Here is a 20,550-nt window from a genome sequence, read left to right as displayed (position 1 = left end):
GTGCTCAATAGGTCGTAGATTGGTTTAAAAGATGAATTCAAACATGATAGAGGAAAAGATTGTATCCGTATTGGTTCCTCTTCCTGTTGCTCACGCTTATAGTTATAAAGTTCCATCTTCTATGGAGGTGAACGTTGGTTCCTTTGTTCGGGTTCCGTTGATGGGGCGTGAGCTTTGCGGTTTTGTTGTGGACGTTGGAGAGCAGACAGCCGATGGGCAAAAGTCTGCTCCTGTGGCGCGTGAAAAATTACGCTCTCTGCTTCATGTTTTTGATTGTCCCCCATTAAAAGCAGAAATGATCACATTTTTGCGTTTTGTTAGTCGCTATACAATGGCGCCTTTTGGTCTTGTAGCACGATTGGTTTTGTCGGTACCGGCTGCTTTAGAGCCGGAAGCGCAGATGCTGGGTTTGCGATATTGTGGTGGAAATGTAGAACGTCTCACACCAGCGCGATCACGGATTTTGGAATTGGTGCGTAATGAGAAGATATGGACACGTTCTGGTCTGGCACATGCGGCTGGAACTTCGGTTTCTGTTGTTGAAGGTTTAAAAGCGCTAGGAATTTTTGAAGATGTTAAGGTTCCTGCTCCTGATCTTGTGGCAATGCCTGATCCTGATTTTTGTCCCCCTCAGTTGCAGGGAGCGCAAAGTGAAGCAGCAACATTATTGCGGGAAGGTGTTTTATCTTCTCAGTTTCAAGTTTTTTTGCTTGATGGTGTTACCGGATCAGGAAAGACAGAGGTTTATTTTGAAGCGGTTGCTCAAGCCTTCAAAGGGGGTAAGCAGGTTTTAATTTTATTGCCGGAAATTGCTTTAACGCAGCAGTTTTTAGATCGTTTTTATGCACGTTTTGGCGCTGCGGCAGCAGAATGGCATTCTGATCTGACGCCACGTCGTAGAGAACGCGTCTGGCGGCAAGTTGCAGAAGGGCGGGTGCGTGTCGTTGCGGGGGCTCGTTCGGCACTTTTTCTTCCCTTTCATGAGCTTGGCTTGATTGTTGTCGATGAAGAGCATGATAGCGCTTATAAACAAGAAGAGCGCATTTTTTATCATGCGCGTGATATGGCTGTTGCACGGGGCTCTTTTGAGCATTTTCCTGTTATTTTATCTTCAGCAACACCGTCGATTGAAAGCCAAGCCAATGTTTTAAAAGGGCGTTATCAAAAGGTGCATTTACCTTCCCGTTTTAAAGAAGTTGCACTTCCACAGTTGCGGGTGATTGATATGCGCCAAGGAGGAGTGCAAAAGGGGCGCTTTATTTCCTTTGCTCTTGAAAGAGCTTTAAAACAAACGCTTGATAAGGGCGAACAAGCTCTTCTTTTTCTTAATCGTCGTGGTTATGCACCTTTAACTTTATGCCGAATTTGCGGACATCGTTTTCATTGTACCGATTGTTCAAGTTGGTTGGTCGAACATCGTGCGCAAGGGCAACTGAAATGTCATCATTGTGGATATCATGAACCACTTCCTCAAGCCTGTCCTGAATGCGGGACATTAGATCATCTCGTGGCTTGTGGACCGGGTGTGGAAAGAATTGCCGAAGAAACACAAATGCTTTTTCCTCAAGCGCGATCATTGATCCTTTCAACAGATCTCAAAGGAGGGATTGGGAAGTTGCGAAGCGAATTACAAGCCATTGCAAATGGCGATGTGGACATTATTATTGGAACACAGTTGGTCGCTAAAGGACATCATTTTCCCAAGCTCTCTCTGGTTGGTGTTATTGATGCTGATCTTGGTCTTGCCAATGGCGATTTACGCGCAAGTGAACGTACCTATCAGCTGCTTTCTCAAGTTACCGGAAGAGCAGGGCGTGTGGGATTGAAAAGTTTAGGATTATTGCAAACTTATCAACCAGATCATCCGGTCATCAAAGCCTTACTTGCATGCCAGCCAGAAGATTTTTACACACGTGAGATTGCAGCGCGTCAGCATTATCATTTGCCTCCCTATGGGCGGCTTGCCTCTTTGATCGTGTCTGCACAACAGCGCCAAGCAGCAGAACATTATGCGCGCGCATTGCGTCAGGCAGCGCCACGGGAAAAAAATATCTCGGTTATGGGACCAGCAGAAGCGCCTTTGGCTTTGGTTCGGGGGCGTTATCGTTTTCGGCTTTTGCTGCAAGGACAGCGTTCTTTTGATATACAAGGGTTTATACGTGCAATGCTTAGCGGTACACCCAAAATGCCCAGTTCCGTTCGGGTTCAAATTGATATTGATCCGCAAAGTTTTTTCTAAAACCAGTATCGCATAAAGTGAAGGTCTCTTTGCTTAAGGTGCTTTACTTGAATTCTTATATTATTCAGAATAAGCATCCAGGCAGCAAAATATGATACATGTCCATTGCATTAAGTAGAGCCACGGGAAAAAATATCTTTGTTATAGAACCAGCAGAAGCGCTTCTCTTCTTCGAGGGCACTATCATTTCGGCTTTTACTCCTTTTTTGTACGAGGGACAGTATCTTTTTGATAGGCGGATTCTTTTTATAAGGGCTGAAAATGCTTAGCTGTACACCAAAAGTATCCAATTCTATTCGAGTTCAAATTGATAGCGATCTATGCTTTTTCTAAAATCAGTGCAATATAGTGATATATAAAGTGAAGCTATGTGGGCTTAATGAAGGTCATGTTTTTGATAAAAAAATTTGAAAAGAGAGAATTTGTCGATATTTGAAGCTTATCCGGTATGAAAAATGATATATTGTCATTATAAATCAATGTTTTGTATATTTAAAGAGTGTGCTTACAAGAAAATATTACTTGGTGAAATTTTTTAAAAGGAGTGGGTATTTGAAGAAAAAAGATCAATGTTTTCTTTAATTTTTAGGAGGATATTCATTGTTTTTTCTTTCTTATCAGTTTGAAATAATAGACTTTTTCAATCGCAGCTGCATCTCATTAAAGGTCTTGTGGTGATAAAGGGAGTGTTTTTTGGAGAAGAAGTGTTTTATTATGGTGGCAAGGGCATTTGAAGAAAAATCAAAGAGAGTGAAAAAATCGCTCAGAGAATGTCAAAAAGAGGCATAAAAAAACTGTGATGCCATCCTGTATATCTAAAAAAAATGCTTTTCAAAAATATTTTGAATATTTTATTAAAATTTTTAAAAAGCAGCGATTTGTGGTGTTGCGAGTCGGCTATGTCTATGCTAGAAACCAAGTGATTTTTGTTCTAGGTTTTAAGAAAAAGATTCTTAAGATTGAGAATGTCTGTTTCATTTCATCTGATAACTATCAGAGAGTCGCTCAAGGGAAAGAGGCGGTATTTCGTGTCGGATTCATTTTCTCTCATACCGCTGCCGTTGGTAGATCAACGCTATGCGCAAGCGCTTTTTGATTGCGTTCAAGAAGCCGGAAACGTTGAAAAGGTTGAAAAGGCAGTAGAGGATCTTTTGCTTGTTTTGGAGCATAAGGATTTAAAACGCTTTGTGCTTAGTCCATTCTTTTCAGTTAAAGAGCAAATTAAGGTAATGCAATCTGTTTGTGCAAACATCAAATTTGCTGATAAAAACGCAGGGCAGGTCATTGGTAATTTTTTACGTGTTATTGCAACAAATCGTAGGCTTAGTGCCGTATTTGGTATTTTACGTGCTTTTCAGCATTGTGTTGCACGCGCTCGTAGGCAGGTTACTGCGCAAATTGTTTCTGCGTGCCCTTTAAGTTCTCAACAAAGACAAGAGTTGTGTGAGGCTTTGGAAGGTGTTGTTGGAGGAAAAGTCTTGCTGCACATCATTGTGGATCCAACAATTCTTGGTGGATTAATCGTTCGTGTGGGGTCGTCTCAAATTGATACGTCTCTTCTCACAAAATTGTCTTCACTTAAGCTTGCATTGAAAAAAGAGGTCAGCTGATGGATATTAGACCATCTGAAATTTCAAAAATTCTAAAAGAGCAAATCAAAAACTTTGACCAAAAGGCTGAGGTTTCAGAAATTGGTTGGGTTCTCTCTGTAGGGGATGGTATTGCTCGCGTTTATGGTTTGGATAATGTCCAAGCAGGGGAAATGGTCGCCTTTCCAAACGGTGTGCGTGGTATGGCACTCAATTTGGAAGTTGATAATGTTGGTGTGGTCATTTTTGGCTCAGATCGTGATATTCGTGAAGGTGATTGTGTAAAGCGGCTAGGCGCTATCGTCGATGTTCCTGTGGGTCCCGCTTTGTTGGGGCGTGTGGTTGATGCGTTGGGAAACCCTATCGATGGGAAGGGTCCCATTAAAGCAACAGAGCGTCGTCGTGTCGATGTTAAGGCTCCTGGAATTATTCCGCGTCAGTCTGTCCATGAACCGATGTCGACCGGATTGAAAGCGATTGACGCACTCATCCCTATTGGACGGGGGCAGCGTGAATTGGTGATTGGTGATCGCCAAACAGGAAAAACAGCAATTTTGCTCGATACATTTTTAAACCAAAAACCTTTTCATGAAAAAGGGGCTGGACGAGAGCAAGACAAAGTTTATTGTATTTATGTGGCTATCGGTCAAAAACGTTCGACGGTGGCACAGTTCGTTAAAGTTTTAGAAGAACGTGGAGCGCTGGAATATTCTATTATTGTTGCAGCGACTGCTTCTGATCCAGCACCACTGCAATTTATTGCACCTCTTGCTGGGTGTGCTATGGGTGAGTATTTCCGTGATAATGGGCAACATGCTTTGATTGGTTATGATGACTTGTCAAAACAGGCGGTGGCGTATCGTCAAATGTCTCTTTTATTGCGTCGTCCTCCAGGTCGTGAAGCTTATCCGGGAGATGTTTTCTATCTGCACTCGCGTCTTTTAGAGCGGGCTGCGAAGTTGAATGCGGAAAATGGATCTGGGTCGTTGACAGCTTTGCCGGTTATTGAAACGCAAGCAAATGATGTTTCTGCCTATATTCCTACAAATGTGATTTCGATTACTGATGGGCAAATTTTTCTAGAGACTAATTTGTTTTATCAAGGAATTCGTCCTGCTGTAAATGTTGGTCTTTCTGTATCGCGTGTTGGTTCTGCTGCACAAATTAAGGCAATGAAGCAAGTTGCTGGCTCGATTAAAGGTGAATTGGCGCAATATCGTGAAATGGCAGCTTTTGCGCAGTTTGGCTCTGATTTGGATGCGTCAACCCAGCGTCTGTTAAATCGGGGTGCGCGTTTGACAGAGCTGTTGAAGCAGCCGCAATTTTCTCCACTCAAAACAGAAGAACAGGTGGTGGTTATTTTCGCGGGTGTGAATGGCTATCTTGATGCTTTGGCGGTTTCTGATGTTGCGCGGTTTGAGCAGGGACTTTTAGTGCTGTTGCGTAGTGATTATCAAGATCTCTTAAAGGCAATTGCTGAGCAAAAGCAAATAACAGATGAGCTGAAAGATAAGTTGATAACTGTTCTTGATACTTATGCGAAAAATTTCTCGTGATGAATTGATGGAATGCTTGAATGGCTTCACTAAAAGATCTTAGAGACCGTATCGCTTCGGTTAAAGCAACACAAAAGATTACCAAAGCTATGCAAATGGTTGCAGCGGCAAGGTTGCATCGTGCTCAAGAGGCAGCGCAGTCTGCACGTCCTTATGCGAAGAGAATGGCTGATATTTTGACCAGTGTTGCTGCTGATGTAGATGGTGTTGATGCGCCTACTCTTATGCGTGGTACGGGGCGCGATGATGTACATCTTTTGGTGGTGTGTACTGCTGAGCGCGGTTTGTGTGGTGCTTTTAACGTGCAAATTGCTCGTCGTGCACGTGAACAGATTAAGGCATTGTTGGCGACTGATAAAATAGTAAAAATTATCACTGTGGGTAAAAAAGGCGCGGATATTTTATCGCGTGATTACAAAGGCTTGATAATTGATCATATCGATTTGCATGCTGTAAAGCGAATTGGTTTTGCAGAGGCAGTGATGATTAGTCAACGGATTGTTGATTTATTCAATGAAGGCGCTTTCGATGTTTGTACGCTGTTTTATTCTGAATTTGTTTCCGTAATTAATCAGCGTCCAACAGCTTTGGATTTGATTCCAATGGTTGCTCCAAAAGCAGCTGTTGGGGCAATAGATATTGTGGAGCAAATCGATCATAACAAAGGTTCACAATCGATTGTTTATGAATATGAACCTGATGCTGCGTCTCTTTTAGAGGCCCTTGTACCACGTAATCTTTCGGTGCAAATCTTTCGGGCTTTGCTAGAAAATGTTGCTGGTGAAATGGGCGCCAAGATGACAGCTATGGATAATGCATCGCGCAATGCGGGTGAAATGATTAGTAAATTGACGGTGGCTTATAATCGTCAACGTCAAGCACAGATTACGACAGAATTGATCGAAATTATTGCGGGCGCTGAAGCGCTTTAAATGGAGAAGGTAAGGATTGATGGTAAAAGCAGTAACCTCAAGCAAAGGAACAGAAAAAGGTGAAAAAAAGAAACCAGCTGCTCGTTCCAGCGTGAAAAAAGCCGCTTCGAAATCTCAAGTGGATGTAAAGGCTTCCTCTGTACCTGCGCGTGATGCAGCTAAAGATACACCTGTAAAAAAAGATACATCCGCAAAAAAAGAAGAGCATGCAAAAGGCGCTGTTGGTGAAATCAAGCAGATTATTGGTGCTGTCGTTGATGTGCAATTTGAAGGTGAATTGCCAAAAATTCTCAACGCTTTGGAAACAGAGAATTTAGGCAATCGCTTGGTATTAGAAGTTGCGCAGCATTTGGGTGAAAATACCGTACGTACGATTGCTATGGATACGACTGATGGTTTGATGCGGGGCCAAAAGGTTGTGGATACAGGCACACAAATTAGCGTTCCTGTAGGAGAAGCAACGTTGGGACGTATTATGAATGTGATTGGGGAACCGGTGGATAATGTGGGACCAATCGCTTCAACCAAAACACGTTCTATTCACCAAGAGGCACCTGAATATGTTGAACAATCGACTGTTTCGGAAATTCTCGTAACCGGTATTAAAGTCGTGGATTTGTTAGCCCCTTATTCTAAAGGGGGTAAAATTGGCTTGTTTGGTGGTGCTGGTGTTGGAAAAACCGTTCTCATTATGGAGCTTATAAATAATATTGCAAAGGCACATGGTGGCTATTCTGTATTTGCTGGTGTGGGAGAACGTACACGTGAAGGAAATGATCTTTATTATGAAATGATCGAAAGCCGCGTGAATGTGAATCCAAAAGAGAATAATGGTTCAACGGAAGGGTCAAAGTGTGCCCTTGTTTACGGGCAAATGAATGAACCACCAGGAGCGCGTGCGCGTGTGGCTCTTTCAGGATTGACAATTGCAGAAAGTTTCCGTGATGAAGGACAAGATGTTCTCTTCTTTGTGGATAATATTTTCCGTTTCACGCAAGCAGGAGCTGAGGTATCTGCTCTTTTAGGGCGTATTCCTTCTGCTGTTGGGTATCAGCCGACTTTGGCAACGGATATGGGGGCGTTGCAAGAACGTATTACCAGTACAAAAACAGGCTCTATTACTTCCGTTCAGGCAATTTATGTTCCGGCAGATGACTTGACGGATCCGGCGCCGGCAGCGTCTTTTGCTCATTTGGATGCAACAACTGTTCTTTCGCGCTCTATTGCGGAAAAGGGGATTTATCCAGCGGTTGATCCGCTTGACTCTTTCTCGCGTATGTTGGATCCATTGATTGTGGGGGAAGAGCATTACACTGTTGCTTGTCAAGTGCAAACCATTTTACAACGTTATAGAGCGCTTCAGGATATTATTGCTATTCTTGGAATGGATGAACTTTCTGAAGATGACAAATTGCTGGTGGGGCGGGCACGTAAAATTGAACGTTTCCTTTCGCAACCTTTCCATGTTGCGGAAGCCTTTACTGGTTCGCCGGGGAAACTCGTTCCTTTGGAAGAGACAATCAAAGGCTTTAAGGGGCTTTGTGCTGGCGATTACGATGATTTACCAGAAGCTGCTTTTTATATGGTTGGTTCGATTGATGAAGCACTTGAAAAAGGAAAGCGTCTCATGGCAGAGGCTTCTTAGTAAGAAGCTTCTTATTCAAGAGAAAACTGTCATGGGTATTTTTCGTTAAAAAGGACGAGTCGTTGGAGAAAACGGAGAGTCCTTATATCGGGTATTGTGGAGACTTTTGTGGAAAACAATAGAGAAGAGCATTTTTTATTTGAGCTTGTATCGCCTGAAAAAATTGTGTTTTCAGAGCAGGTCGTGTCTGTTGTTCTTCCTTCAGCCTCAGGTTATTTGACAGTTATGGCGCATCATGCGCCATTGGTGGCAAGTATTGTGTTGGGCAGTGTTCGTGTTCGCACCTCTGTGGGTGAAAAATTATTTGTTGTATGCGGGGGCGTTGCAAATATTACCTTTTCAGGCTGCTCTTTATTGGTAGAGCACGTTGTGGCTGTAGAGAATCTTTCTTTTGATGTATTAGAACAGCAGATTTTGCAGATTCAAGCGACGTTAGAAGGAGGGACAAGTGATGAGGACAATCATAAAATAGAGGCTTTTTTCCAGCAGTTGTCAGCTGATGGTGCTGTGTTGATAGAAGCGTAGCAGAGTTACAGGAAAAGATGACATGAGCGGAAAAAAGAGTACGGTTGTGTCTGCTAAAAGGAGTGCAAAACCTTTTCCTCATCCTGGTCGTGTCTTTGCAGGACCTTTGCCAAAGTGCTTTGTTTATATTTTTGCTTCTCTTATTTTGCAATGGGCTTATGGTTTAGGGGCTAATATTGTTCAGTCTAACATTGTCCATCTTACGGGTGATTTTCATGCAACTTTGGCCGAGACGACATGGCTGGTAGCGGCTTATATGGCGCCAAATGTGAGTGTAGCGATTATGTTGATCAAAATCCGCTATCAATTTGGGCTGCGCGCTTTTGCTGAATTATCAATTCTTGGCTTTGTTTTGGTTTGCGTGTTGCAGCTCTTTGTTACGGATTTGCGTTCTGCATTGATTATTCGCTTTTTTGCTGGGATTGCTGCTGCTCCTTTGGCTTCGCTTGCGCTGCTTTATATGATGGAAGCTTTTGCTCCAGCAAAGAAGTTTACTGTTGGTCTTAGTTTGAATTATATGAATGCGGCTTTAGCGGCACCTTTATCACGTTTGATTTCTCCTGATTTGCTGGAAAATGGTGGTTTTTCCAGTCTTTCCGCTCTGGAAATGGGGTTGGTTCTTATCAGCTTGGTCTGTATCTATACTTTGCCTCTTACTCCTGTTGTGCGTAGTAAGGTTATTCAAAAATTAGATTGGATAAGCTATGGTTTGATTGCTCTTGGTCTTGGATTAAATGCTGTGATCATGTCTGTTGGCATATTGTATTGGTGGTATGAAGCACCATGGATTGGTTGGGGGCTCGCACTTGCTATTTTATCGTTGGCTATTGCTATTATTATTGAGCTTAATAGAGAAAAACCGTTGATTGATCTCCGTTGGATTTTCAGTAAAGAAATGGTCCAATCTGTTTTTATTTTATTTATTTTTCATGTTTTTTTATTGGAGCGGTCAAATTTGCCCGTAGGGTTTTTTAATCTTTTTGGTTTGCTCAATCGTGAGATGGCGCCCATGTATCTTGCGGTGACATTAGGGATTCTGTTAGGGGGGGCTGTTTGTGTCTTTTTTTTACGGGCGGGGCGTGAGGATTATTTTTATTTGTTGTCTTTGGGTTGTTTGGCGTTAGGAGCTTATTTAGATAGTCATGTAAACCATTTAACGCGCCCACAAGATATGATGTTGAGCCAAGGGTTGGTGAGTTTTAGTTATGCACTTTTTTTGCCTCCTGCTCTTTTCAAAGGGTTTGTGATCGCTGGTGAGCGAGGACCGCGTTACGTTTTAAGTTTTATTGCTGTTTTTTTGCTAACGCAAGTGACAGGGGGATTGATGGGGTCGGCTTTTTTTGGCAGCCTTCAGTTTTATTTTGCCCATAAGAACTTTGAGTCCTTAACACAAAATATTATTATTACTGATCCGCTTATTTCTGGTGAGATGAATACTTTATTTTCGCCTTCTTATGGTGTTTCTGTTCCCAATGGCTTGAGAAGTGAGCAGGGTACTTCTATGTTGATAGAGAAATTTAAGTTAACAGCAAATATTTTTGCTTATGATGACGTTTTTCGGCTTTATTTTTATATTTCAATGGTTGTATTCGTTATTTTTCTTGCCACAATGATTGTTAAGTCATGCTCTTTGCGTGCATTAGAAAAGTAGAGTAATGTCATAAAAAGAGGGGTGCAAAAAAAAATGATAAAAAAATTACGGTCAAAAGCTACGATTGTTGCATTCCTATCGGGCATTACGGGTGTTTTGCTGATTTTGTGGGCTTGGAGGCTTCCTCCTTTTGTGAGTAACATTCAAATAACGGATAATGCTTCTATTAAGGGCAATGTTACTCTGGTTAGTTCACAGATCTCTGGGGTAATCGCACGGATTTATGTGCAAGATTATCAACGCGTTGAAAAGGGAATGCTGCTTTTTGAGCTCGATGATTCTCTTTTTCGGCAGCAGCTTGCACGGGCACAGGCTGTTCTCGATTCAAAAAATGCAAAACTGGCAAGTATTGAATTACAAGCACAGCTTTTGCAGGGCGAAATTAATACAGCAGAGGTGGAATTGGCGCGTTCACGAGCATTTTCCAATGTTGTTCCAGATAGTAAAAAGTTAGGTTTTGGTGATGCGGCAAGTTCTGTTTCTCGTCCTCTTTCACAACTCTTGACAGCTCTCGAAACAAAACGCCAATTGCAAAAACAATTGGATCTTGAACGGCAAAGTTTACAGTCAGAAATTGCGGGAGCGAAGGTGAGTGTTGAGTTGGCAAAACTTAATCTCGATCACACAAAGATTTTATCTCCTCGAACAGGCTATATTGGATTAGTTGGAGCGCGGGTAGGGCAATATGTTATGCCAGGGACACAATTGGTCTCTGTTATTTCTGATGATATTTGGATTATTGCTAATTATAAGGAAACGCAACTTTCTCAGATGCGTGTGGGACAACCGGTTGTTTTTTCTGTTGATGCATTGAACAACAAAAAGTTAACAGGGCGTGTGGTTCGTTTTGCACCTGCTACAGGCTCAGAATTTTCATTGTTAAAAACGGATACGACAATTGGTAATTTTATCAAAATTGCGCAACGTATTTCAGTACGGATTGCTTTAGATCCTGGGCAGGAAGGGATTGAAAAACTCATTCCTGGCATGTCCGTAGTTACCTATGTAGATACTTCGCAGCGAGTCGATTCTGGAGGATGAAATTTTGGGTTTTTTCAGTTTAATTTTTGCGTCATTTACTTATAGCAAGTGGTTGTTTACATTGGAAGATTTCGTTTGGTTTGCTATACTACATGTTTTAAAGCTCTTAGGCTTCTTATACTTTTATGTCATGATGTAAAATAATGTTCCTTAGAATATTAAAGCGCATGCATCTTTACTCACTTCCATTTCTTTTGAACTAACTCAGTAGGGGGGGGTGGAGTATTGGAAGCTTTGCTTGTGGTTTTGCACAACACTGTCCTTTGAGGTGTGGTGTCACCGCATGTTTGGAAGATGGGGGTAGGGGGAAGCCAGATAAAAAATTGGATTATAGACTGGGTCGGATGGGAAACTTATCCTTTTAGGTGAGGGCGTAAAGTTAGGAGAAAGACGTAAAGTTTATATTTTGTAAACCATAAAAATGCCCGTTTTGAGGCGGGCATTAAAAGGGAAGGTTATTGGTTGTGTTATTAATTTTTACGGATCAGTAAGAAGCTTACTAAAACGACTCCTGCTGCTAATGCGAGGGTTTTTTTAGGATTTTCTTTCGCTTTTTTCTTTAATTCTGTAGCATGTTCGTTGAGGTGATAAAGTGCGTGACGGCCTTTTTGTTTCCATGTGTTAAACAGCTCAGAAATATTTTCAAAGCTATCATTTTGAAAACTCCAATGATTTACGGGGACCAGCTCTCTTTTTAATTGTGCTATACGTTTTTTAATTTTAGCATTTTTTCTATGGGGTGAAAATAGACACATTTATTGACTCCTTCATGTGTTAAATTGTTGTGTGACAGTTGGGATGGTGTTTGGGGTTTTGCTATAACGGCTTGAAAATTGAAAGGTTGCATTGATAATGCCGCGCGTGGGTGAGATGAGAGTTAAGAGTTTGGGTTTAATGAGGCATTTCTTAATGTGCTTGAGTTCATTTCGTGATGGTGTTTGTTAAGGATGTAAGGTAAAAATTTTTACAAAATGGTGTAAGATTCATTCATAAAGATGGTGGGCGATGTCTTCATTTTTTTGTTTGTTTAAAATGTTGGGATAGCTTTTGGCACTTGAAATAGTTTATAAGGAGTTTTTATCTATCTATTCTCTTGTGGCTGTAGGGAGTGGTATTGATTGATTCAATTAAGAAGATTTAAAATGAGGAAATCTTACGATATTTGGGGTTGCTATTCAAATTTGTAAAAAATAGATTATTATAAATCAATATGTTGGATTAATTTGGCGATGTCTTTCATGCATTTTTAAAAATTGCGCTTTGTTAGGCGTTATCTGTTGTGTTGTAAACACTGTTTTGTGGTGACGTTGATGTAAGGTATCGGCAGGCAACTTAAAAATACAGTATTATCTCTGTTTTGTTTCAGTTTCTTTTTGAAGCAACCAAGTGTAGAAGTATAAACTTGAACAGAAGTAGTAGAACTTATCCGGTGCGTCTATAGAATGAATCCACCTATGAATTGTATTGCATCAGTGTTAGTAGGTAGAACCTTTTGAGAGCAATCTGTTAAGATTGGTGGGCGGTGTAATTTTCGTCCTTTGAAGCGCGGAGGAAGTCAATGTAAATAATGATTGATAGCGCAGGTTTTAAAAATTTGAGGACTTGATGAGTACGACCTATTTTTTATCTAAACCACTTGAGCGTCGTCGATCTGTTGGTGTTGCTGTTGGTGATGTGATTATTGGGGGGCAGAGCCCGATAGTTGTACAGTCAATGACCAATACAGATACCGCTGATGTTGATGCAACTGTTTCTCAAGTAGCTGCTCTTTGGCAAGCTGGTTCACAATTGGTTCGAATTACTGTTGATCGCGATGAAGCGGCGGCGGCTGTACCAAAAATACGGGAGCGATTGGAGAGGTTAGGATTTTTTGTACCATTGGTTGGGGATTTTCATTATATTGGTCATAAGCTTTTATCTGAGCATCCTGCGTGTGCTGAGGCGCTTGCAAAATATCGCATCAATCCTGGAAATGTTGGTTTTGGCGCAAAAAAAGATCGTCAATTTGCAGAAATTATTGAGATTGCTTGTCGGTATCATAAACCTATTCGCATTGGCGTGAATTGGGGCTCTCTTGATAATGCGTTGTTAACACGGCTTATGGATGAAAATGCACAGCAAGAAAAACCCTTATCTGTGGCTGAAGTGATGCGGGAAACTGTTGTGCAGTCGGCTTTGCTTTCGGCTACTTTAGCAGAAGAGTTAGGGTTGGGGCGTGATAAAATTATTCTTTCTGCTAAAGTGAGTGATGTCCAAGATCTTATTGCTGTCTATACCACCTTGGCGGCGCGTTGTGATTATGCTCTTCATTTGGGATTAACGGAAGCTGGGATGGGAACAAAGGGCATTGTTGCTTCTTCGGTGGCTTTGGGTATTTTATTACAGCAAGGGATTGGCGATACGATACGAATTTCCTTAACACCAAAACCTGGTGGTGATCGGACACGAGAAGTAAAGGTGGGGCAAGAACTTTTGCAAGTGATGGGGTTTCGCCAATTTTTGCCTGTTGTTGCGGCTTGTCCTGGTTGTGGGCGCACAACTTCTACGGTCTTTCAACAATTGGCGCAAAAAATTGAAGCAGATTTATACAAAAATATGCCTGTTTGGCGTGAAAAATACCCTGGCGTTGAAAGTTTGAAGGTGGCTGTGATGGGATGTATCGTCAATGGACCGGGGGAGTCAAAACATGCGGATATTGGAATCTCTTTGCCTGGAGTGGGGGAAAGTCCAGCGGCACCTGTTTTTATTGAGGGACAAAAGGTAAAAACTTTGCGGGGTGATCACATTGCTGAAGAATTTGAAGCGCTTTTGAGTGATTATATTCATACACGCTTTGGGCAAGGTTGAGGTAAAAATCGCATAAGGTTGAAGTAAAAAGGGTGTGTCGTTTTTTTAAACAAGCTGTCTTCAATGTGAAGAGGGTGCTGTTGTATGCTGCTTTAGCTATGGTCAATACTGTTGTTGGTTGCTTATTATTTTAGGTAAAACCAGATGATATGCCTGTTTTAGAATCAGAAGCTTATGAAGGATATTAATGAGTTTGAGTGTGTTAAGACTATTAAGCAAAACGATATGAATACTTTAAATGGATCCGTAAATGTTGTTGCTGGTTTTTGGCTGCTCTTGAGACAGTAAAATATTTAACGGATTCTTCAAATATCAAATTATAGAAAGAACATTGTTTATTGATTTTTCAGGCATTTTCCCAGCATTTTTTGGGGTATCAAATTGATAGGATTGGAAATCCTTATAGCGATTATAGTCCTATTTGTCGTAAAATGTAAGCTTTTATATTGATATAAAATGATGTATACGGGTGCCTTTTTGGGCGTTATTGGGGGAATGCATGACAAGTATATTAGCGTTTGGCTTTTTATTTAACGGTATAAGGATTTTAACTGGCGCCTTTATTGTCTTTTATATGCTTGAAAAAGGCTTAACGCTTATTGATATTGGTGTCATTAAGTCGTTTCAGGCTTTTATTATGATGGTTACCGATATTCCTCTGGGATATTTTGCTGATCGAAAAAGTTATAAAATATCGATCGTTTTGGCAGCGGCTTTTGCTGCCACATGGCTCTTTCTCATGGGATTTTCTACAAGCTTTTATGGTTTTCTTTTGGCAGAAACTTTTAATGCCTTATCGCTGACATTAATTGCTGGAGCCTATAATGCTTTACTTGTTCAATATGCAAAAGAAAAATTGACATCCACTAAAAAAGTGCTTGGTTCCAGCTCTCAATATAATTACATCGGCATGTTTATATTCAGTTTAATCGGGGCATATTTTGCTGATTATTCTAGCCAATATATATGGTATATCGCGGCGTTTTTAATGTTGATGACAACACTATTTGGTTTGTTTTTTCTTGATGACCTGAAGGGAGAGAAAAAACCAAATAAAGCGAATTCTCTTATTTATGATGCTAAAGAGATGTTATCTATTTTTATTAGAGTTCCTTATATCTCTTTATGCTTTTATTTTTCATTGATCTTTTTCAATATATTCTCGCAGTATTGGCAGTGGATATTTAAAGATCATAATATTAATGTCACTTATTTTGATCTTGGTGTGACATTTTCACTTATATTGTTCTCTCAGCTCTTGGCTAGTCTTCTCTTTACAAAACTAAGTGAAAGAGTGAATTTTATTTTACTGTTGTTTCTTTCGGCTTCACTGATTTTTACCGTTGCTTTCTTTGAACCAAGAAAAGAAATGGCTGTCATTTTAGTCTGTATGATTTTTTATCTCATTAAGTATACATATCTTCGTGTAGAAGTTGTTTTGCATGATAGTATTAGTGATTATTTCAGGGCTACATATGAATCTTTCTTGTCAACTGTTGGGAGATTTAGCTTATTGGTATTTTTTTACATGAGTGCGTATATGGTCAATATATTTGGCTTTTTCTCACTCGTTTATATTTTTGCTATTTATTTATTGATTTACTTGTTAGCAGTATTTTTTTTAGAAGGAACTCTCAAAAAAGTTCAGTGAGAATATTAACTTATTACGATACGTGTTTTATAGGGTTTCATAGTGGGGCAAGGCTTTTATTTATTAAGGCACATCGTTGTTTTTGCATGTTGAATGAGAAAGACTGAATAGTGTCAGTTACTCTTATTTCAAATCTATGTATGTTGAAGTAATCAAAGTCATCTGCTTGTACATTATAAGTGGGCTTGGCATAATAATCGTTAAAAAGGAAATAAAAATGCTGCTCATGAATATTGCACAAAGAGTTGCTGATAAGATTGGACGCTGATAAAGAAAATGATTGTGCCAGATTATATGCTTATTAAGGAATGGTGATGGAGCAGTTTTCCCATTTTCATTGGTTCCTTGCTGGTAACACTTTATCTCATTAGAGCTAATTTAAGCAGTCGGACAATTTATAGCCTGTTCAAATAGGCTTTCCTCATGACGGATTTTATTGTTGATATATTTAACGCGTTTTATTGCTGTTTTCTTTAAAATATCAATCATCTTGTTGAGATAATTTTTTTACGTTGTTCATTCTCATTATGGCTCGTTTTTGAGTATTTTCTCTTTGATTGTGGCGTTAGCTCTGTATTTTCTGATGTTAGAAAATACTCTTATCCAGATAATAAACTTATCTATGGAAACTTTGAATGATATCTCCCCTCTTTGAGAGGGAATAAAACCAAGTACAGAAATATTGTTGAGTACAATTTGCTACAAATAAGCCACAAGAAAACAGCATATATTGATATATTTGATAGGAATCTGTTAAGCCGTACAAATTATGGTCATTAAAAGGTAAAGCGATGAAATCGTTATCCATAACGCGTGTTGTAACATTGATAACTCTTTTTTCTGTATTTGTATTGGTGGGATGTACGCGCGTGGATAGTCTAGAACAGTACGATAGACTTTACGAAAAATATATCAGTGAAAATTACGGCGCTTTTGAACATTTTCAAAAGCATGAACAAGCAAAAAAATTTGTATACAGCCATGGCTATCAGAATATCGTACCAAAGTTTGACATTATACGGCATCGTCACATACTGATTGTTTTATGTGGACGCTTCGTTAATTTATTGCGTGGTGATTATAATGAATGGATATCAGCAGATATGTTACTCAATGTCATAAGCAGTTTGCGTAATGACTATAACTGGAGAGAAAGCGATTTTATTTGGGCCTATAATATGTCTATGAATTCTACCGACCCCATGATTGATTACGCGAAAAAATTTCTTAATTCTTCCAGCGGAAATGGCATCAGCCCAACAACACAAATTATTGACCTTGTGTCTAGTATGAGAGCTGGTCATGGTGACAACACTAAACAAATAGCGCGTTTTTGCATAGAGCTAAACACGATATATGACATGATGAAACCAAGAAGAATTTACAAATGACATTGAATGGATAATGAGAAAAATTCTCTCAAAGGATATTAAATGGCTATAATACTCTTGATAATCGCGGCATTTTCTTGGCCATGTTGCATGTTTTTTTATTATGGCTTCAAAAGGTGGACATATTTTCCAGCTTTTACAACAGGCATAGGTTCACTTACAATGATGCTTTTCATCTTAATAAGAAAATTTCACTTAAAGGAGGAAATTTACACTTAGCTTGAAAAAAGTACTTATCATAAATTAAATTGCGCTATTATATTAAAAATAAGGCCTTTTTTATCTTTCTGTTGCAATGATCATTCTCTGTTTAATCTTATCAATTCTCTTTTTATGTGATGAATTGAATAAACGAGATAAAGAGCGTGATGAATTAAAGTTGTACAGTGATCATGATTATTATTCAATTGAAGTTATTACACACTTTTGTAAATAAAAATGTTTCTGCTTTTGAAGGAGCATGCCGACACAATTATTCACTTTGCTAGCCCCTAATGTTGCGGACTGCCCTTGGTTTTTAAGACGGTTCATAAGAGGCATTTTTTAGTCTTTTCTTTGATGTTTTGCCCCACACGGCTTTTCCCGCTTGTGATGTGCAAGCAAGTGATTTTTATTGATTCAATATACACAGATTTGAAATGAGAGAATCTTACGGTATTCAGGGTTCTTATTCAAGTTAAAAACCGCAAATTATCATTATAAATCAATGTATTATATATTTCTTGCTAAGAAAAGAGAGATCGGTAATAATATTTTTTTGGTCTTTCGTTCTATTGAAATTAATGGCTTTATTTATCCTGTTATGCCGTAACATACTGTCATTTGAGGGGTGGTGAAGGTATCTTGTTTGATACATTAAATATTTTAAAAATTGCATGGTGAATATTCTTAAGTCTTGTTTATTGCGTCTTTAGTTTAAGTGAATCGCATGCGTGGAAAACGAGAGAAACCTACTCGGTAGGACACTAGACTGTTTACAGAGCAGATTGGATTAAAAGACTTTGTTCTTTGAGGGTGGCATAAAAATCAAAATAGCCATTATATTCATTTTTTTCTGATATTTTAAATACGAGCTTCAAAAAAATAATGCTTAAACTAAACAACGAGCATTTTTGTAAAAGTGTTTTTAGAGAGCAAGCAATACACGACTGAATTTACAGAATGTAACCATATTTGATCTTCTATAACAAGATAGCGTGGAAAGGCATAAAAATTACGACTCTCTACTGAGGGCATTGTACTTCTAGGGTTGGCAATAAACAACAGATGACTTTGATAAGGCTACAAAGCCAATCGGCATTTTTATTGTTTTTTGCGGATTTATAAAATGCCTGGTTTTATACTTATTCTGTTTATTTTTTGCCTTATCGTTAGAAGATTAAAGATATAAAGGAGAAAACGAGTTTTCCTCTTTCCGGTTGTTTTTTATTCGGCTTTAAAGCACCCACCACCCACTGTAATATCTTTTAAAACATGGTGATTACGCATTTTCACATTTTGTTTCTTTCAGTCTTTAATGGAAGGCATTTTTCATGCAAAATAGGATACCCAGAATGCATTTGTGTTATAAATTCACGCGGCTTGTTTTAATGAAATTCCTCTCAAGATTTGTCGCACCCATTTCATGATAAGGAGTATAATGGAGATTAATGGTAATGTTTCTTTGAAAAGTCTATTATGCATTTAATAAATATGACGGTGTACACTATGTACAATAGGGTAGATGAAGTTTAATTTTGGCGTATTGCACTAAAGTGTGCTGCTTGTTGGAGGGGGAGTGCTTTAGCGCCAAAAGGATGTAAGAATGCTTCTGCTTTACTGATGAGTGTATCACGCTTTTTTTGGGTTTCTTTAATGCCGTAAAGATGAACAAAAGTGGCTTTTTGTGCCGTTTCATCTTTCCCAGCCGTTTTTCCTAGGGTTTGCGTGTTGGCGGTGACATCAAGAAGGTCATCGGTTAATTGAAAGGCTAAACCAAGATAGGTCCCAAAATCAGTAAGTTTTTCAGTTAATTCTTTAGATGCATTGCCAATGATGGCACCTGCTTGGCAAGCAAAGCTTATCAGGGCTGCTGTTTTCATGTGTTGTAGAGTGATGATGTCAGTACTTTCTTGCGGTCTTTTTTCAGCTTCAAGGTCCAGCATTTGTCCACCTAACATACCGCCAAGTCCTGCCGATTGTGCAAGAGACGTGATCAGCTTGATTCTAATATCTGTAGATAGATTACTAGCTTTATGGGCAATGATTTCAAAGGCAAATGTTAAGAGGGCATTGCCTGCTAGAATTGCTGTTGCTTCATCAAATGCTACATGGACAGTGGGTTTTCCACGCCGGAGTATATCGTTATCCATAGCGGGAAGATCATCATGAATGAGCGAATAACAATGGATACATTCTAAGGCACACGCAACATCAAGAGAATGTTCTACAGGGACATCAAAAAGTGCAGCACTTTGAATTACAAGAAAAGGACGCAAGCGTTTTCCACCGTTCAGCACACCATAGCGCATGGCTTTGATTAAATTTTTAGGGCGTGAAATTTCACCAGTTTGGATTTGATCACTTAACAGGGTATCAAGCCGCTTTTCAACGGTATTTCCATGTTTTGCAAGAAGGGTGGTAAATTCGTGCATTCTTGCTTCCTTTGTTTTTACAAAAATGAAATTATGAAGTTTAAAGAGAAAGGTTGTTGCTTTTTCTTGTTTTCATAAATTGGCGTCGTTTTTTATTAAAAATCAACTTCTCTTTTTATCTGTATCTCTACTGTATGCGCAAATCCCTTTTTAAACCAAATAAAAATTGAATGAAGGGCTTATAAAAAAGCTTTCATTGGTGTATAAAATTCTTAAATTTTGCAATGTTTTTGATATTCATTTGATTATTGTGACACCATTTTTGATAACAGGAAGGTCATTTTTGGTAAGAGGAGGATCATTTTGACATTGCCTCTTCTTTTTTATCAGTGTATAATATACTCAAATTTTATGGTATTTTAAATGAAGCATTGTCATTTTTGACATTGCTTTTTCTGTTTTAATGGATTTGGAGTGTCTTTTTATGGCTGTACCTAAACGAAAAACCTCTCCAGCGAAGAGGGGCATGCGCCGTTCGGCTGATGCTCTGAAGGCGCCGACTTATATCGAAGATAAAAATTCTGGTGAATTACGTCGTCCTCATCACATTGATTTGAAAACGGGAATGTATCGTGGGCGTTCCGTTTTAGTGGTTAAAGACTGAGCGTTTTCTTTCTTTTCCAGAGGTCAACTTCTTTTATTTCATCGATCAATGCACGCTTGGGGCGTGCATTTTCGCTTTAAGATGAATGTTGAGGTTCCCTTGCGTCGTCTTCTATCGATGTGGAACAGGGAATGTATCGTGGGCGTTCTGTTTTAGTGGTTAAAACTTTAGCGTTTTCTTTCTTTTCCAGAGGTCAACTTCTTTTATTTCATCGATCAATGCACGCTTGGGGCGTGCATTTTCGCT

14 protein-coding genes are annotated in these 20,550 nt (G+C 39.4%); 12 read left to right on the top strand and 2 right to left on the bottom strand.

Annotated features, from left to right (window positions below):
- The first annotated feature begins 43 nt into the window (after window positions 1–43).
- The 8 genes from ACFINR_RS02970 to ACFINR_RS02935 all read left to right on the top strand — a co-directional run bounded on the left by ACFINR_RS02970 (window position 44) and on the right by ACFINR_RS02935 (window position 11,178).
- Complete coding sequence (locus ACFINR_RS02970; RefSeq protein WP_375652461.1) at window positions 44–2,239, top strand: primosomal protein N'; 2,196 nt, start codon at window positions 44–46, stop codon at window positions 2,237–2,239.
- Window positions 2,240–3,267: 1,028 nt separating this feature from the next.
- Window positions 3,268–3,849, top strand: coding sequence for an ATP synthase F1 subunit delta (gene atpH / locus ACFINR_RS02965; RefSeq protein ID WP_375613174.1), 582 nt, complete (start codon window positions 3,268–3,270; stop codon window positions 3,847–3,849).
- Window positions 3,849–5,384: a F0F1 ATP synthase subunit alpha gene (gene atpA, locus ACFINR_RS02960; protein WP_273790513.1), complete on the top strand. Its 1,536-nt coding sequence runs from the start codon at window positions 3,849–3,851 to the stop codon at window positions 5,382–5,384. The genes atpH and atpA overlap by 1 nt, the downstream gene beginning before the upstream one ends.
- Window positions 5,385–5,404: 20 nt before the next feature.
- Window positions 5,405–6,316, top strand: coding sequence for a F0F1 ATP synthase subunit gamma (locus ACFINR_RS02955; RefSeq protein ID WP_375629656.1), 912 nt, complete (start codon window positions 5,405–5,407; stop codon window positions 6,314–6,316).
- A gap of 19 nt (window positions 6,317–6,335) precedes the next feature.
- Window positions 6,336–7,961 carry a F0F1 ATP synthase subunit beta gene (gene atpD / locus ACFINR_RS02950; protein WP_375613176.1) on the top strand — a complete coding sequence of 542 codons (1,626 nt, stop codon included), beginning with the start codon at window positions 6,336–6,338 and terminating at the stop codon, window positions 7,959–7,961.
- Window positions 7,962–8,069: 108 nt separating this feature from the next.
- Window positions 8,070–8,486, top strand: coding sequence for an ATP synthase F1 subunit epsilon (gene atpC / locus ACFINR_RS02945; RefSeq protein ID WP_375611725.1), 417 nt, complete (start codon window positions 8,070–8,072; stop codon window positions 8,484–8,486).
- Between the two features lie 22 nt (window positions 8,487–8,508).
- The gene (locus ACFINR_RS02940; protein ID WP_375632069.1) at window positions 8,509–10,137 is read left to right on the top strand and encodes an MFS transporter; all 1,629 of its coding nucleotides are present in this window, start codon (window positions 8,509–8,511) and stop codon (window positions 10,135–10,137) included.
- 33 nt (window positions 10,138–10,170) lie between these two features.
- On the top strand, window positions 10,171–11,178 hold the full coding sequence (locus ACFINR_RS02935; protein WP_375611727.1) for an HlyD family secretion protein: 1,008 nt from the start codon (window positions 10,171–10,173) through the stop codon (window positions 11,176–11,178).
- A gap of 470 nt (window positions 11,179–11,648) precedes the next feature.
- Here ACFINR_RS02935 and ACFINR_RS02930 read toward each other — a convergent pair whose 3' ends face one another.
- Entirely contained in the window at window positions 11,649–11,933 is a 285-nt protein-coding gene (locus ACFINR_RS02930; protein WP_375611728.1) for a hypothetical protein, read from the bottom strand.
- A gap of 850 nt (window positions 11,934–12,783) precedes the next feature.
- On the opposite strand from ACFINR_RS02930, the gene ispG reads away from it, so the two are divergent.
- The 3 genes from ispG to ACFINR_RS02915 all read left to right on the top strand — a co-directional run bounded on the left by ispG (window position 12,784) and on the right by ACFINR_RS02915 (window position 17,067).
- Window positions 12,784–14,025: a flavodoxin-dependent (E)-4-hydroxy-3-methylbut-2-enyl-diphosphate synthase gene (ispG, locus tag ACFINR_RS02925; RefSeq protein WP_375632068.1), complete on the top strand. Its 1,242-nt coding sequence runs from the start codon at window positions 12,784–12,786 to the stop codon at window positions 14,023–14,025.
- Between the two features lie 499 nt (window positions 14,026–14,524).
- Entirely contained in the window at window positions 14,525–15,676 is a 1,152-nt protein-coding gene (locus tag ACFINR_RS02920; RefSeq protein ID WP_375652460.1) for an MFS transporter, read from the top strand.
- Between the two features lie 791 nt (window positions 15,677–16,467).
- Window positions 16,468–17,067 carry a hypothetical protein gene (locus ACFINR_RS02915; protein ID WP_375632066.1) on the top strand — a complete coding sequence of 200 codons (600 nt, stop codon included), beginning with the start codon at window positions 16,468–16,470 and terminating at the stop codon, window positions 17,065–17,067.
- A gap of 1,730 nt (window positions 17,068–18,797) precedes the next feature.
- Here ACFINR_RS02915 and ACFINR_RS02910 read toward each other — a convergent pair.
- Window positions 18,798–19,700, bottom strand: coding sequence for a polyprenyl synthetase family protein (locus tag ACFINR_RS02910; protein WP_375632065.1), 903 nt, complete (start codon window positions 19,698–19,700; stop codon window positions 18,798–18,800).
- Between the two features lie 424 nt (window positions 19,701–20,124).
- Between ACFINR_RS02910 and rpmF the strand changes: the two genes are divergently transcribed.
- Complete coding sequence (gene rpmF, locus ACFINR_RS02905) at window positions 20,125–20,304, top strand: 50S ribosomal protein L32 (RefSeq protein ID WP_005774555.1); 180 nt, start codon at window positions 20,125–20,127, stop codon at window positions 20,302–20,304.
- The last annotated feature ends 246 nt before the right edge of the window (window positions 20,305–20,550 follow it).

This window comes from Bartonella sp. AP19HLJMH (assembly GCF_042196245.1).
Lineage (GTDB): Bacteria > Pseudomonadota > Alphaproteobacteria > Rhizobiales > Rhizobiaceae > Bartonella.
This window is presented reverse-complemented; position numbering and strand designations above follow the sequence as displayed.